Source organism: Companilactobacillus mishanensis, assembly GCF_003946505.1.
GTDB lineage: Bacteria > Bacillota > Bacilli > Lactobacillales > Lactobacillaceae > Companilactobacillus > Companilactobacillus mishanensis.
On record NZ_RHON01000012.1, the window covers coordinates 18,597 to 32,808 of the forward strand.

Here is a 14,212-nt window from a genome sequence, read left to right on the forward strand (position 1 = left end):
GAGACCGAGGCTCGGGTCGGCCCCACAGCGCCCTCAAAGTTTTCGACCGCAGGCGGCATATTCCCACAATCTTAAATCCAACGTATATATGTATTTACGAAAAATTAATATATAATAAAAGGTAATTTATTTGGAAGGCATACAATATGAACTCAACTGAAAACTTGACCGTTAACATCGTGAATATCATCTGGAGCTTTGACTCAAGCTCTGAAAAAATCATGGTCTTACTAATCAAAAACTCCCGAGCTCCATATACTGACAAATGGGGCCTTCCAACTACCCTATTACGTGTCAATGAAAACGCTGAAGAAGCTTCACTTCGATTGATCCGTGAGAAAATTGGTATTGATCTACCAAATTTTTACACTGAGCAATTGGAGACTTTCAGTAACGTTCATCGCAGTCTAAGCCAACGTGAGATTGCTTTGACTTATATGACTTACTTGCCTTCAATGCCTGATTTAACTCCGGGATACGGGGCTAAAGAAGCAGCGTGGTTTGCTGTCGATTATGATCAAGCTTCTTACGTATTAAAATATCAAAACTTTACATTTCACACTTTGGCCGATTCGATCATCGAAAATGATTTTTATCAAAAAGTTGATCAACATGACCAATCCAGTAATTTAATCTCTGACCATTCCCTTATTTTGCGAGAAGCTTTTAAACGTGTGACAAATCGTCTGGATTACTTACCAACCATCCTTTTGATTTTAGGAGACAGTTTTACTCTAAAAAAAGCCCGTGAAGTATACGCAACTTTTAATAAAAGATCTGTTAACGAAATCGACAATTCCAACTTTCGTAAAACCCACGGACATCTCTTTTCTGAAGTTGGTTTTGAACATGGAAAAAGCGGTCGTCCGGCTAAACTTTACAAATTAGCTCAAATCCTTGACCCTCGATAATACTAATGGTAATCTTTTTTAGGTTAATAAAGGTAAAAAGTACCTTTAATAATTAAATAAATATAAAATATAATTTTTTGGGGGTAAAGATTTGGAAACAGCACGGAAAAACACTGGTCTCAAATTGTTAATGGTTCTTGGAACTGCTTGGCTTTTTGACGCTGCTGATGTGGGATTGCTATCCTTCATCATGCCATTGATCAAAAAGGAATGGGCACTAACACCAGGACAATTAGGTTCAGTTGGTGCTATCACAACTGTTGGTATGATGATCGGAGCAATTTTATTTGGTTATCTAGCTGATCGTTTTGGTAAAAAGAACATCATTATTATTACGTTATTAGTTTTTTCAATTAGTAACTTAGGTTTAGCATTAACTCAAAACGTTTATCAATTCATGATTATTCGTTTTATTACTGGTATCGGATTAGGCGGGGAGTTACCAGTTGCAGCGACCATTATCGCTGATTCGTTCTCAGGTGATAAGCGTTCAAAGATGTTGATTTTAGTCGATAGTTTCTGGGCTATCGGTTGGATTCTTGCATCATTATTAGCATTCTTGTTCATGCCGATTTATGGATGGCGTCCAACTGTAATCATCACTTCATTAATGGCACTTTATACTTTAGTATTGCGTCGTCATTTATCTGATGAACATAACGTTAAGAACAAGAAATTGAATTTAAAAGTATCATTAGCACAAATCTGGTCACCGGAATTTCGTCGTGCCACAATTTGTTTAAGTATCTTATGGTTCATAATTATGTTCGTTTATTACGGACTATTCCTATGGTTACCTAGTGTATTAATTGCTCGTGGGTTCTCAATGATACACAGTTTTGGATACACCCTAGTTACGAGTTTTGCCCAATTGCCTGGATATTTCTTAGCAGCATTTTTGATGGATAAAATTAGCCGTAAAAAAGTTCTCTTCATTTACTTATTAGGAACATTGATCGGAGCTTTCCTATTCGCCACTGCAAATTCCTCAGCAATGGTAATCTTCAGTAGTATTCTTCTCTCATTCTTCACTTTAGGTGCCTGGGGAATTATGATCGCAATGACACCAACACAATATCCAATCACTCACCGAGGAACTGGAATTGGCTTCACACAAGCCATCGGTAGAATCGGCGCAACAATTGGACCATACTTAATTGGTGTATCATTAGGATTAAAAGTAAGCATTACAATCATTTTCTTCTACTTCGTAATTGCCTTAATTATCGGATTGTTGATCACAACTTTCGGATTAAAAGACAATGACCAAGTAGATAAAATTAAGTAAATCAAAATAAGTTGGATGTCTGCCGTTCGTGCACTCTAACTCCATGTATGATTTTCTGTAATTCTAAATATATTAACTGATAGACATAAGGAATCACAATTTAATTATTGTGATTCCTTTTTTGTTATCTTCTACATTAGTACTTGAGTGATCCAACTACTTTTAATAATGGAACGACTGCACTTTTGAGCTAAATCAGCCGGAGGTCGAAAACGATGAGGCCAGCAGTGAAAGTACTGTAGGCGATTCATCGCCACAGTACTGGACGATTTTAAGACTTGCGGACCGTGCAAGGCTTAAAAGAGAGACCCGAGACCGAGGCTCGGGTCGGTCCCACAGCGGCCTCAACGTTTTCGACCGCAGGCGGCATCCCCTACTCTCATAATATTCATTCCAATTATTAGAAAAATAAACTAGTTTTCTGAAAATAAGTTTCAAGAACCCCACCACACCAACAATCTCAAAATTATAAAAAATTAGAGAAATCATTAAAAAGTACTTGTTTTTTCCATTAGTTGAGTGTACCGTGTTTAGTAATTCCCCACGCATAAAAATTTATGTGGGTGATTATAAATCAGATATCTCGAAAGGAAGAAAAGCATATGAATGTTGGTCTTGTCGGAGTTACCGGCTATAGCGGCAGTGTCTTATATGAACTGCTGTTACATCACCCTAACGTTGATCACATCAACTTATACGGGCATTCACAAACAGAAGCACAATCTTTAGAAAAAGTACTACCACAACTGCGACGACGCGACAACATTTTGCCTTATGATTCTGCTGATATCATGAAGAATAATCAAATGGTATTTTTCGCTACATCTGCTGGTGTCACTACTGAATTAGCTGCTCCGTTTATTGAAGCTAATTTCCCAGTGATCGACTTAGCCGGTGACTATAGATTGAAATCTAGAGAGTCTTATGAGAAATGGTATAAGAAACCTGCTCCTAAAGAGGAGTACCTCAAAAAGTCATTCTATGGATTAACTGATTTTGTAAATTCAAAAGGTCAGACATACGTCTGTAACCCAGGATGCTACGCTACGACAACTCTTCTAGCTTTAGCACCACTTGTACAAAATCACTTGATCGATCCTAGTTCAATCGTAGTGGATGCCAAATCTGGTACTTCCGGTGCGGGAAAGAAATTAACTGAGTTGACTCATTTCACTCAGACTGATGAAAATCTGCAACTGTATAAGGTAAATCAACATCAACACATTCCAGAAATTGTTCAACAATTAAAAATTTGGGACGAAAGCGTACCTTATATTCAGTTCACAACAACTTTATTACCACTGACTCGTGGAATAATGGCCAGTTGCTACGCAAAGGCAAAAGATAATGTAACTGAAGATGACGTACGGGCTGCTTTTGTCCGAACATACTCAGATGACACCTTTGTGAATGCTACTGAAGGAGTGTTCCCAACTTTAAAACAAGTTACCGGAACTAACTTCTGTGACATCGGTTATCAATTGAACCCTGTTACCCATCAAATTGTAATAGTCAGTGTTCTTGATAACCTCCTAAAAGGTGCAGCTGGACAAGCTATCCAAAACTTCAACCAAATGTTCGATTACGCACCTGAAACAGGCTTGGATCTCATCCCTGTTTTGCTATAAATTAGGAGGAATTTTTTATGCAAACATCTTTAGAAGATAAGTATGCACACCAGATTATTCCCTTTGCTTGGCCAAAGGGCTATTCATCAGATGGGGTACATGCCGGACTACGCGAAGATAGAAATGACATGGGTTGGATTTTCTCAGAAGTACCTGCACAAGCTGCTGGAACTTATACGACCAACCAATTTCAAGCCGCTCCAACTAAGTTGACCAAGAATACTATTAATCAAGATCACAAGTTGCAGGCCGTTATCATGAATAGTGCTAACGCTAATTCATGTACTGGAAAGCAAGGCGACGAGGACGCTTTGACTTCACAAAAACTAGTTGCTGACAAACTCAATATAGATGCAAATCTTGTTGGAGTTGCCTCAACTGGAATCATTGGTGAAATGTTACCGATGGATATCATCAAAAAAGGAATTTCAGAATTAAAATTAACCGATAACAAAGAAGTAACAACTGCAATTTTGACCACTGACAAACATGCCAAAACAATCAGTGTTCAACTCGATATCGACGGGACACCTGTTACCATCAGTGGTTTCTGCAAAGGTTCAGGAATGATCCATCCTAAGATGGCAACCATGCTTGGATTTGTCGTAACGGACGCCAAAGTACAAGACGGATTGCTACAAGAAATGTTGAGTAAGGAAGTCGATACAACATTCAACCAAATCACCGTAGATGGCGACACATCGACAAACGATATGGTAGTTACTATGGCAAATGGTTTGGCTAACAACGCCGAAATTACTAAGTCTAGTTCTGACTACAGCAATTTCGTTGAAGCTTTCCATGCTGTTCTCGCTGAATTAGCCAAAGACATCGCATCCGATGGTGAAGGTGCAACTAAACTTGTCGAAGTAAACGTCAAGAACGCTGCTAACCATGACGATGCCCAAAAAGTTTCAAAAGCTATTGTCGGATCTAACTTGGTAAAATCAGCCATCTTCGGTGAAGACCCTAACTGGGGTAGAATCGTTGCCGCTATTGGTCAAACTGATGCCAAAGTAGACATCGACCACACATCAATCTGGTTAAACAAATTACCATTAGTCGAAAACAGCCACGGTGCTGGATTTGACGAAGCTGAAATGAAAAACGCTCTCTCTTCTAACAAAATCACTATTTTAGTAGATTTGAATTCTGGAAGTTCTGAAGGCCAAGCCTGGGGCTGTGATCTCACTTATAATTACGTCCGAATCAACGCTTCATATAGCAGCTAAATTTCGAATTTAATTATAAATATGGGGTGAAGGAACATGAAAGAAACAATCGTAGTTAAAATAGGTGGAAACGCGAGTGATCAACTGCCTGGAACGTTTTTCCAACAAATTAAAACTTGGTGGGACGAAGGAAAACAAGTCTTGATCATTCATGGCGGAGGTCCTCAAATTTCACAATGGAGTGAAAAGATGCACCTTTCCGTCAAAAAAATCGATGGAATTAGAGTGACCGATTCCGATACTTTGGATGTCACTAAAGCCGTCCTATTAGGAATGGTTCAACCAAAACTTTGCCAATCATTATCAAATGCTGGATTACCTGTAGTTGGTATGAATGCTAGTGATAATCATCTTCTTCAAGGTAAATACTTGAATCAAGAAGAATATGGTGAAGTTGGTCAAGTTACTGATATCAACAAAACTTGGTTACATCACGAATTGAAAAATCAAATCGGAATCCTAGCTCCTTTGGCACAAACTGAAGACGGACATTGGCTCAACGTCAATGCTGATATGGCTGCAGCAACTATTGCCATTCAACTTGGTGCTGAATCATTGGTACTTCTTACTGACGTACCAGGAGTATTAAACTCAGGGAAAGTTGTCCCACAATTAACAGAAACAGATGCTAATGCTCTGTTCCAAAAAGATATTATCAAGTCTGGAATGATGCCAAAGATTCAGGCTTCATTTAAAGCTCTAAAAAATGGCGTTGATAAAACGTTTATTACCAACGATCTATGTCGACAGGGAACTCAGTTCCAATAAAATACAGACAAAATAATAAAAATTCTGGAGGTTCATTATGGAACACGTATTCCCTACTTATTCACGTTTTCCGTTTGACATTGTCGACGGACATGATTGTTATCTGATTGATAACAATGACAATACTTATTTAGATTTCACCAGTGGTATTGGTGTATGTAGCTTTGGTTACAGCAACAAGATCATTATTGATAACTTACAAAAACAAGCTAAAAAAGTTTGGCACATCTCAAATCTTTACGAGAGTGAGATTCAAGACAAAGTTGCCGGACAATTATGTAACGATGACCAATTAGCATTCTTCGCAAACTCTGGTACAGAAGCTAACGAAGCTGCTTTCAAATTGGCACGTAAAGCCAGTGACAAAACTACCGTCTTAGCTTTCAACAACGGTTTCCACGGCCGTACTTATGGTTCAATGTCATTGACTGGAAATCCTGATATTCAAAAAGGATTCGCACCACTAGTACCAGATGTACTTTTTGCAGACTATAACGATGAAAAGGCTATTGACCTTATCAAGCCAGATTTAGCAGCAGTCATTCTTGAAGTAATTCAAGGTGAAGGTGGAGTAAATGTTGGAGATAAGATATGGTTGACTAACGTTCAAAAAGCCTGCAAAGATAACGATGTATTACTTATTATTGACGAAGTTCAAACAGGTATTGGACGTACTGGTACCAAATTTGCTTTCGAACAATTTGGATTAGACCCTGATATCATTACATCCGCTAAAGGTTTGGGTAACGGAACACCTATCGGTGCAATGATCGGTAAAAAGAAATTAGCAAGTGCTTTTGGACCAGGAACTCACGGCACGACTTTTGGTGGTAATAAATTATCCATGGCAGCCGCAAGTGGAGTTCTGGAACAACTCACTCCTGATTTCTTAAATAAAGTTCAACAAAAATCTAAAGCCGTTTGGAAATTCTTAGATGAAGAAATCAAACCTCTATCCCACGTCACTGATGTGACCGGATTAGGATTCATGATCGGTATTCATCTCGATGATTCATTAGCAGTTGGTGATGTTATAACTGCCCTTCAAGACAAGGGATTACTGACACTTTCTGCTAAGTACAATACCTTACGTCTTCTTCCACCACTCATTATGGAGGAAGACGAACTAAAGCAAGGACTTAGCCAAATAAAGGCTGCCTTGCAATAGTATTTTTAATTTTGTGTCCACGTTTTGCCAAGCGTCGACGCATTCCAACATTCAAAAAAACAACATTTGATCACCATTTCAGATGTTGTTTTTTTTAACAAAATTATGCTGTATTTTATCAAAATACTTATTTTTCAATATTATTTCTTTGAAAATTTGTACTGAATGAGATAGATTAGATACTGTAAAGGCTTTCAAAAGGAGGAGAAAATATGACCAATAAGTTATACAGTATTGGCGGTGGCCAAATGGCTGAAGCAATTATCCGCGCATTTATAAAAAACAAGGTCTTCGATAAAAGCGACATAACCGTTAACGATATTTCTGACGCACGTCGCACCCTCTTAGAAAATAGTTACGGAATTGCCACTTCAGAAAACCTTTCAAATGATGATTTAGCAGCAGCCGATATTATTATGATTGCTGTGAGACCTCAAGATGATTTATCTAGTATCGCGAAAAAAATCAAACAAAGCGATACCAAAGCAGCAATCGTTTCAATCGTTGCTGGAGTTACGATCGATAAACTCGAGCATTTACTGGATATTAAAGACGTGGCACTTGCTCGTATTATCCCTAATACACTCACTGATACCGGTTTTGGATATACCGGTGCATCATTGAACGACCACATAGAAAAGGAACAGGTAGATGCATTTTTTAAAGGATTCGGTAAAGTAGAATATATTCCCGAGGAACTCATCGATACCTTTACTGGCTATGCAGTTGCCGGGCCTAACTATGTGTATAACTTTTACAAAGATTTGTGTAACGCTGGAGTTTTAGCAGGATTAAATAGAGAACTTGCTAATAAATTGGCCTTGGAAAATCTCAAAGGTGCTGCAGCAATGTTGGAGCAAACTGGCAAACATCCAAGTGAACTGTTGGATATCAATAATTCAGCTGGAGGTGTCGGTATCAACGCCCAATATGAACTAGATAACAGTGATTTTTCAGCAGGAATACAACGAGCAGTTATGGCTGCCGTTCGTACCACAAAGGAGTTGGGGAAATAATGGCAGAAAACTTAAGATGGGATCACACGATGATCAACGTCAATAGTATCGATGCCGCTATTAAGTGGTTTAACGACCTTGGAATTAAATTTCAAAGAGGTGGAAAACACGAGCAGTGGGGAACGGAAAATGCCGTCGGTTACTTGGGGCTAAATTATATAGAATTGATCAGTATATTTGATCAAGATTTAGCCAAGACAGTTAACCGAGACGATGCAACATCAGTCTATGATGCAATCCATGACCTACCCGAAGAGCACATCAATACTATCGGAATTAGAACGCAAGACATCGACCAAGTACATGAGCGTTTGCAATCACAAAATTTCCCAGTTGGACCTATTCAGACTGGTAAGCGCCTTGATCCAGAAGGAAAAATGATAACTTGGAAAATATTCTTTATTAGAAATAAATACTTCGATGTCCCTTACCCATTTATCTTGCAGTGGGAAAAACCAGATTATTTAAGAAAAAAGGATTTGATCAATCAAAAATTGTTGGATGAACATTCCGACAGACACATCATGGTTTCACAAGCAATTTATTCAGTTACGAACCCAGAGATTATTGCTGTAAAATGGGGACAACTTTTGAACATAACCCCTGTCAGAAAGCATGATGAGTGGATATTGGACATGGGTATCAGACAACTAGTGTTCAAATCAGGCCAAGATAATCGCATTACTGACTTAAAATTTGTTAAATCGGGCGATCTAAAAGGTAAAGAATTTAAATTAGGTGAAGCTAATCTGCAATTTGAGTAATAAAACTAATGAGTTTGTCGTATAATGAGACAAACTCATTTTTGTTTACGATTATAATTATGTACTATAATCATCACCATAAAGACATTTCAAAGGGGGGAAAATATGTTTCAAAAGTCGGGGAATTTAAGATATTTATACTTAGTCGCATTAGCACTACTGGTTTACGTATTGGGGGCATTCGTAACCAGTCCGGCTGTACAAGTCTATGCTGTAAAATTACAGTCAGCAAACCTATCTGACGGCTCGATCTCGCTGATCCTAAATTTATTTACATTAATCATAATTATCATTTCAACAACCTTGATGGCCTGGATATATATGTTGATCTACAATCGCATTTATTCAAAAGATAAATTAACTTTCATGTTAAGTGTAGAAGCCAGTATGATTGCACAATTACCAACCTTCATCATTGAGTTGGCAATGAATAATATGAATCACGGAATCGTCTACCCTCTCATTGGAAGCATCGTCTGCGTGATCACTTATGTAGCATTCATCGCCTATATCAAGAAATTAACATTCAAACAAGACGTTATTTTGACAGTACTATTCTTATTAGTAGGAATATTGCTACAAATACTTATATAAGTATATCTGTAAAAAGATATACTTTTTTTCTTGCAAAAAATTTATCAGGTGTTACTATATAAATCACAAGTTACTTTTAAAATAACAGCTCTTTGAGAAGGAGAAACTTAAATATGAAATATGCAATCACAGGTTCAACCGGTAAATTTGGTCGTAAAGCCATCGAAATACTATTAAAAGAAGTCGATGCAACAGATATCGTTGCCCTAGCTCGTAACGAAGAAAAAGCTAAGAAGTTACTACCAGCAGAAATCGAAATTCGTCCTGGATCATATGAAGACGAAGCAGTTTTGGCAAAATCATTAAATGACATTGATCGTCTATTATTTATTTCATCACAACCAGGTGGTGCAATTCCTCGACTACAACAACACACTAATGTTATTAACGCTGCTAAGTCAGCTGGAGTTAAATATGTTGCTTATACAAGTTTTGCAGATGCAGATAACGCCACTGCAGCCTTAGCAGCCGATCACAAAGCAACCGAGAAATTGATCGAGGCATCCGGATTAGATTATTCATTCTTGAGAAACAATTGGTATGTCGAAAATGAAATGGACGTAATTTCAGCCGGTGCAGCTGGTAAACCATTTGTTTATGCAGCCGGAAATGGACGTGCCGGATGGGCACTCGAAAGACTTTATGCCGAAGCAGCAGCTAAAGTTATCACTTCAGATTCACCAAAAAATGTTTATGAATTCGGTGGACAAATGGTAACGTATGCTGACTTAGCACAAGCTGTAAAAGACGCTACAGGTAAAGATTTCGAAGTAGATTCAATTTCCACAGAACAATATATTAAGAATTTACAAGAAGCCGGAATGGACCAACCAACTTCGGAAATTATTGCTAGTATGCAAACTTTAATTGAAGATGGTAATCTAGATGTACCTTCAACTGACCTACCTGATGTATTGGGATACGAATTGCCAAGCCTAGCAGACTCAGTCAAAGAAGCTTTATCTAAGTAAAAGTGGAGTGAAATTATGAAATACTCACATAAATTAAGTGACGCTGTACATGTTTTGTCATACATAGAAATTGAAAAAGATGGCGACCTCTCTAGCAAAGGTATCGCTGGAAGTATTGAATCCAATCCTAGTTTGATAAGACGTCTGATGTCAGCACTGTCTAAAGCCGGATTGATAATTACCCAGTCTGGGACCGTAGCACCAGAATTAGCCAGACCAGCAGAGGACATCAGTCTTTTGGATATCTACAATGCTATCGATGATGATCACAATTTGTTGCACATTGATGAGAAAACAAACATCAACTGCCCTGTTGGTCGCAATATTCAGCAAACTTTAGACGGTGCTTATGAGAAAGTTCAGACAGCGGCTGAGCATAGCATGCAAGAGATTTCGTTGCAGAGTTTGATCGATGATATTTTGGTTAGAGAAGCTGATAGATCGAGGTAGTGTGATCACTGCCGATTCCAAAATGAAATCGATTTTTTTAGGCTGGAACGGGGTGGACATCACTTGAAGCTAATTGCAAAAAACGCAATCATCTCCAAGTTGAGTCTTTGCCTAAGCCGAGTAAATCGTTCGGCCAACGCAAATATCACCCCTGAGCCAAAATCGATTTCATTTCTACATCTAAATTGAATATTTAACATATTTATTTATTCGTACAAACACAAAAAGGGCAGGAAAATTCCTGCCCTTTTTGTATGGAAAAGTATTCAGTTTAACGGTTTCTATATTTTATAATTCACGATTAGTCATCCTTATTAAATTGAGTAAATATTTCTAACATCTTTTAGCAAAGACCCTAAATGTGATTTATTAATTTGGCCAATGATTCTTCCATTTCTGGCTGTATAATCATATGATGGTAAATACCATTTAACAATTGTTCCTTTTACACCACTTGATACGTCAATTATTTTCTCATATAAATGAGCTGGCTGATTTGGATAATCCGTTGATGTAATTACCATGCCACTAACCATCCCGCTTTGAACATTATAGGCGTCTGACGACAGTACAATCATGGGTCTCTGGATATTCCCAGATTGAGGATCATGACCACCGTACTCATGCCTGGCATGTGGCTCAGAATCAATGAAGATTATATCGCCTTGTTTTGGAAATCCCTTATTAATCATCAAATATTCTCCTTGCCAATTGATTTGGCATTAGTAATTTCCAAATCTAATGTTTCCATGTCATGTTTAAAATCATGAGGTTCCATTGAATTCCACGGATTTTCATCAGTTGGAGAATAAATTAATTTTCCATCATTATCTTGAATTAATTGAAGTTCTTGATTGGGCTTTAAGCCAGTTCCCTTTGGTATAGTGACAATCAATGAATGACCATTGATTCTAGTCTTAAAAGTACCTAGATTTTTACTCATAAACCCACCTCCTAATGTAAAATCATTGTATCTTATATACTAAGTACATACAAGTATGTACTTTGGTGCTTGACGGACATCAATTGTATTCACAAAACTAAAGTCACACCACCAAACAAAAAAACTATTAATTTCAATAGTGGAAAACATCGATATATTTAAGAAATCACGCCCAAAGGGCAGCCTCGCCGGGGATCAGCCATGGCTAAATGAACGTACGTCGCCTTTGGCGCGTGCGCAACCGATAATATGTTGGCTTCGCCAACGAACAACTAAGGAAGCCACCCCCGCCGAGGCTAACCGGAGGGTGACAGTGAACCGTTTTACTTTAATCTATAAACACCGTAACATCAGCAAAAACACTATTGACATTAAAACCAACAACAACTATATTAAATAATAATTAGAAAATTAAAAACGAAACAATATGATTCGGGAAGTAATTTCGATTAAGCGAGAAAGAGAATTGCCATTTGGTGAGAGGCAACCACTTCTGAAAAACGAAAATGGCCGATGATTGGTTAGTATGATCAAATGAGAATGCTAAACGGTTTGGTCCTCGTTATTGGGACACGCCTTTATGAAAATGAAGGTTGTTGAGGCTTATTTGGGCAACCAGATCGGCAAACCTCAGAATGGTAACGTGCAAGAGCACTTCTGTATAACTACAGGAGTGCTCTTTTTTTATTGTTTTGCGTAGAGAAAGGTTTGATATATTTGGTTAATAATGAAATAGAAATAAACGAGGATGGAACTCGTCGCGGGCTTTCTAATATTGCTGTACAAATGATTGCCTTTGGCGGCTCGATCGGTACTGGATTGTTTCTAGGAGCCGGCAGCACTATCCACAAAACTGGTCCCTCTATCCTGCTGATTTACTTAGTAATTGGGATATTTTTCTTCTTCATGATGAGAGCTATTGGCGAAATGATGTATTCTGATCCTCAACAACACACTTTCGTCTCGTTCATTGGAAAATATGTCAGTCCTCGATTTGGTATTTTCGCAGCATGGAGTTATTGGGCTGAATTAATTTTAGCTGGAATGGCTGAACTTACTGCAATTTCAACCTATTTAAAATATTGGCTACCAGGAGCGCCATCTTGGTTGGTACAATTAGTCTTCTTAGCTGTTCTAACGCTAGTTAACTTGTCTATGGTTCGTAGTTTCGGACGGTCGGAAACATTCCTCTCAGGTATCAAAATTGTTGCCATTCTGGTATTGATACTTGTTGGTGCATATTTGATTGCGACCCATCATCAGAATCCAGCCGGAACACATGCATCCCTATCCAATTTGTCTGAAGGATTCACATTCTTTCCAAATGGATTCCACTCATTCATCAACGCATTCCCAATGGTATTCTTCGCCTTTCAAGGAATGGAATTCGTTGGTATCACAACTGCAGAAACTAAAAAGCCATTAAAAGTCTTACCACGCGCAGTCAATCAAATTATCGGCAGAATCCTATTATTCTATATCGGTTCACTCTTCATAATCATGGCCATCACACCTTGGCGCTCACTGAGCCAATCACAAAGTCCATTCGTACAAATCTTTGAACTAGCAGGATTACCGGCAGCGTCACAAATCATTAATTTAGTTGTGATAGCAGCCGCATGCTCAACATTAAATAGCGCAATATTTTCAACCGGACGACACTTGTACCAATTAGCTCAAGAATCATCTGGAAAAACACTGAAACCATTTGAAACAGTTTCAAAAAGTGGGATCCCATACGGAAGCGTCCTATTTTCAGCAGGAATGATGATCCTGGCACCAATAATCAGTTCATTCAACGGCCTAGGCACAGCCTTCACCTTCATAGCATCAATCTCCAGCGACATTTACATCCTAGTATGTATCCTAACAATGGTAGCCCACTGGAAATATCGTCGCTCAAAAGATTTCCGAGCAGACGGATTCAAAATGCCTCATTATAAGTGGACAAATCCACTAACAGTGGCCCTATTCGTAGGAATCTTCATCACCCTATTCTTCAATAAAGAGACAATCCTACCAGCAGTAGGAGCACTGATCTGGTTAATAGGATTCAACATAATCCTAAGTATCACCAATAAAAGAAAGAAACTGACTACTTAATAAGAACACAAACCAAAAAGGGAAGAAAACAAAAACAGTTTTCTACCCTTTTTAAGTTCAAGTATTCGCAATAAAACATCAACCTACCTAATAAAATAGCGGAAGGTTTTTAACTCTATCTAGATTCCAGAAAATTAATTTGGGCCAAGTGGTGAGGTTTCACTTAGTGTACGAAGTACGCTTAGTGAAAGACTCAGCTTCAAAATGATTGCGTACTTTGCAATTAGTTCGAAGTGATGTCCACCACGTTCCGGCCCTGTATATTAGGTTTGAAATTAACCTAAGTATTCCTAATATTAGTAATCATAACTGGGCACTACATGATAACCTCTAATTGTCATTGGCTTTGGTCAACTGGTATAGGCTTGTTCCAGGT

At 38.2% G+C, this 14,212-nt stretch carries 14 protein-coding genes; 12 read left to right on the forward strand and 2 right to left on the reverse strand.

Annotation, left to right across the window (positions count from 1 at the left end; genetic code table 11):
* The first annotated feature begins 146 nt into the window (after positions 1-146).
* The 11 genes from EKM63_RS10380 to EKM63_RS10430 all read left to right on the forward strand — a co-directional run bounded on the left by EKM63_RS10380 (position 147) and on the right by EKM63_RS10430 (position 10,790).
* Positions 147-911 (forward strand): NrtR DNA-binding winged helix domain-containing protein, encoded by a 765-nt coding sequence (locus EKM63_RS10380; RefSeq protein WP_125706382.1) that lies wholly within the window; start codon positions 147-149, stop codon positions 909-911.
* 130 nt (positions 912-1,041) lie between these two features.
* A complete protein-coding gene (locus EKM63_RS10385; protein WP_125706406.1) occupies positions 1,042-2,199 on the forward strand; it encodes an MFS transporter in 1,158 nt (385 codons plus the stop codon).
* 602 nt (positions 2,200-2,801) lie between these two features.
* Positions 2,802-3,827, forward strand: a complete 1,026-nt coding sequence (gene argC / locus EKM63_RS10390) for an N-acetyl-gamma-glutamyl-phosphate reductase (RefSeq protein ID WP_125706384.1) — start codon at positions 2,802-2,804, stop codon at positions 3,825-3,827.
* A 17-nt stretch (positions 3,828-3,844) separates the two neighbouring features.
* The gene (gene argJ, locus EKM63_RS10395) at positions 3,845-5,059 is read left to right on the forward strand and encodes a bifunctional glutamate N-acetyltransferase/amino-acid acetyltransferase ArgJ (protein WP_125706386.1); all 1,215 of its coding nucleotides are present in this window, start codon (positions 3,845-3,847) and stop codon (positions 5,057-5,059) included.
* A gap of 36 nt (positions 5,060-5,095) precedes the next feature.
* Positions 5,096-5,827, forward strand: a complete 732-nt coding sequence (gene argB, locus EKM63_RS10400; protein WP_125706388.1) for an acetylglutamate kinase — start codon at positions 5,096-5,098, stop codon at positions 5,825-5,827.
* A gap of 37 nt (positions 5,828-5,864) precedes the next feature.
* Positions 5,865-6,995 carry an acetylornithine transaminase gene (locus EKM63_RS10405; RefSeq protein ID WP_125706390.1) on the forward strand — a complete coding sequence of 377 codons (1,131 nt, stop codon included), beginning with the start codon at positions 5,865-5,867 and terminating at the stop codon, positions 6,993-6,995.
* 212 nt (positions 6,996-7,207) lie between these two features.
* Positions 7,208-8,011: a pyrroline-5-carboxylate reductase family protein gene (locus EKM63_RS10410; protein ID WP_125706392.1), complete on the forward strand. Its 804-nt coding sequence runs from the start codon at positions 7,208-7,210 to the stop codon at positions 8,009-8,011.
* Positions 8,011-8,775, forward strand: a complete 765-nt coding sequence (locus tag EKM63_RS10415) for a VOC family protein (protein ID WP_125706394.1) — start codon at positions 8,011-8,013, stop codon at positions 8,773-8,775. Before EKM63_RS10410 ends, EKM63_RS10415 begins: the two co-directional genes overlap by 1 nt.
* Before the next feature lie 105 nt (positions 8,776-8,880).
* Positions 8,881-9,369 carry a hypothetical protein gene (locus tag EKM63_RS10420; protein WP_125706396.1) on the forward strand — a complete coding sequence of 163 codons (489 nt, stop codon included), beginning with the start codon at positions 8,881-8,883 and terminating at the stop codon, positions 9,367-9,369.
* Positions 9,370-9,482: 113 nt separating this feature from the next.
* Positions 9,483-10,340: an NAD(P)H-binding protein gene (locus tag EKM63_RS10425; RefSeq protein ID WP_125706398.1), complete on the forward strand. Its 858-nt coding sequence runs from the start codon at positions 9,483-9,485 to the stop codon at positions 10,338-10,340.
* Between the two features lie 15 nt (positions 10,341-10,355).
* Positions 10,356-10,790: an Rrf2 family transcriptional regulator gene (locus EKM63_RS10430; protein ID WP_125706400.1), complete on the forward strand. Its 435-nt coding sequence runs from the start codon at positions 10,356-10,358 to the stop codon at positions 10,788-10,790.
* 314 nt (positions 10,791-11,104) lie between these two features.
* Here EKM63_RS10430 and EKM63_RS10435 read toward each other — a convergent pair whose 3' ends face one another.
* Together EKM63_RS10435 and EKM63_RS10440 are read right to left on the reverse strand one after the other, a co-directional pair.
* On the reverse strand, positions 11,105-11,482 hold the full coding sequence (locus tag EKM63_RS10435) for a type II toxin-antitoxin system PemK/MazF family toxin (RefSeq protein WP_153383396.1): 378 nt from the start codon (positions 11,480-11,482) through the stop codon (positions 11,105-11,107).
* A complete protein-coding gene (locus EKM63_RS10440; protein WP_125706402.1) occupies positions 11,482-11,733 on the reverse strand; it encodes an AbrB/MazE/SpoVT family DNA-binding domain-containing protein in 252 nt (83 codons plus the stop codon). Before EKM63_RS10440 ends, EKM63_RS10435 begins: the two co-directional genes overlap by 1 nt.
* 786 nt (positions 11,734-12,519) lie before the next feature.
* Here EKM63_RS10440 and EKM63_RS10445 point away from each other — a divergent pair.
* A complete protein-coding gene (locus EKM63_RS10445; RefSeq protein WP_125706410.1) occupies positions 12,520-13,836 on the forward strand; it encodes an amino acid permease in 1,317 nt (438 codons plus the stop codon).
* Positions 13,837-14,212: the final 376 nt, after the last annotated feature.

Excerpts from the sequence above, each read along its gene's own strand:
- argC (WP_125706384.1), top strand. The coding sequence starts at position 2,802 with ATGAATGTTGGTCTTGTCGGAGTTACCGGCTATAGCGGCAGTGTCTTA.
- EKM63_RS10380 (WP_125706382.1), top strand. The coding sequence starts at position 147 with ATGAACTCAACTGAAAACTTGACCGTTAACATCGTGAATATCATCTGG.
- EKM63_RS10445 (WP_125706410.1), top strand. The coding sequence starts at position 12,520 with ATGATTGCCTTTGGCGGCTCGATCGGTACTGGATTGTTTCTAGGAGCC.
- EKM63_RS10425 (WP_125706398.1), top strand. The coding sequence starts at position 9,483 with ATGAAATATGCAATCACAGGTTCAACCGGTAAATTTGGTCGTAAAGCC.
- EKM63_RS10435 (WP_153383396.1), bottom strand. The coding sequence starts at position 11,482 with ATGATTAATAAGGGATTTCCAAAACAAGGCGATATAATCTTCATTGAT.
- EKM63_RS10440 (WP_125706402.1), bottom strand. The coding sequence starts at position 11,733 with ATGAGTAAAAATCTAGGTACTTTTAAGACTAGAATCAATGGTCATTCA.
- EKM63_RS10420 (WP_125706396.1), top strand. The coding sequence starts at position 8,881 with ATGTTTCAAAAGTCGGGGAATTTAAGATATTTATACTTAGTCGCATTA.
- argJ (WP_125706386.1), top strand. The coding sequence starts at position 3,845 with ATGCAAACATCTTTAGAAGATAAGTATGCACACCAGATTATTCCCTTT.
- EKM63_RS10405 (WP_125706390.1), top strand. The coding sequence starts at position 5,865 with ATGGAACACGTATTCCCTACTTATTCACGTTTTCCGTTTGACATTGTC.
- EKM63_RS10410 (WP_125706392.1), top strand. The coding sequence starts at position 7,208 with ATGACCAATAAGTTATACAGTATTGGCGGTGGCCAAATGGCTGAAGCA.
- EKM63_RS10385 (WP_125706406.1), top strand. The coding sequence starts at position 1,042 with ATGGTTCTTGGAACTGCTTGGCTTTTTGACGCTGCTGATGTGGGATTG.
- argB (WP_125706388.1), top strand. The coding sequence starts at position 5,096 with ATGAAAGAAACAATCGTAGTTAAAATAGGTGGAAACGCGAGTGATCAA.
- EKM63_RS10415 (WP_125706394.1), top strand. The coding sequence starts at position 8,011 with ATGGCAGAAAACTTAAGATGGGATCACACGATGATCAACGTCAATAGT.
- EKM63_RS10430 (WP_125706400.1), top strand. The coding sequence starts at position 10,356 with ATGAAATACTCACATAAATTAAGTGACGCTGTACATGTTTTGTCATAC.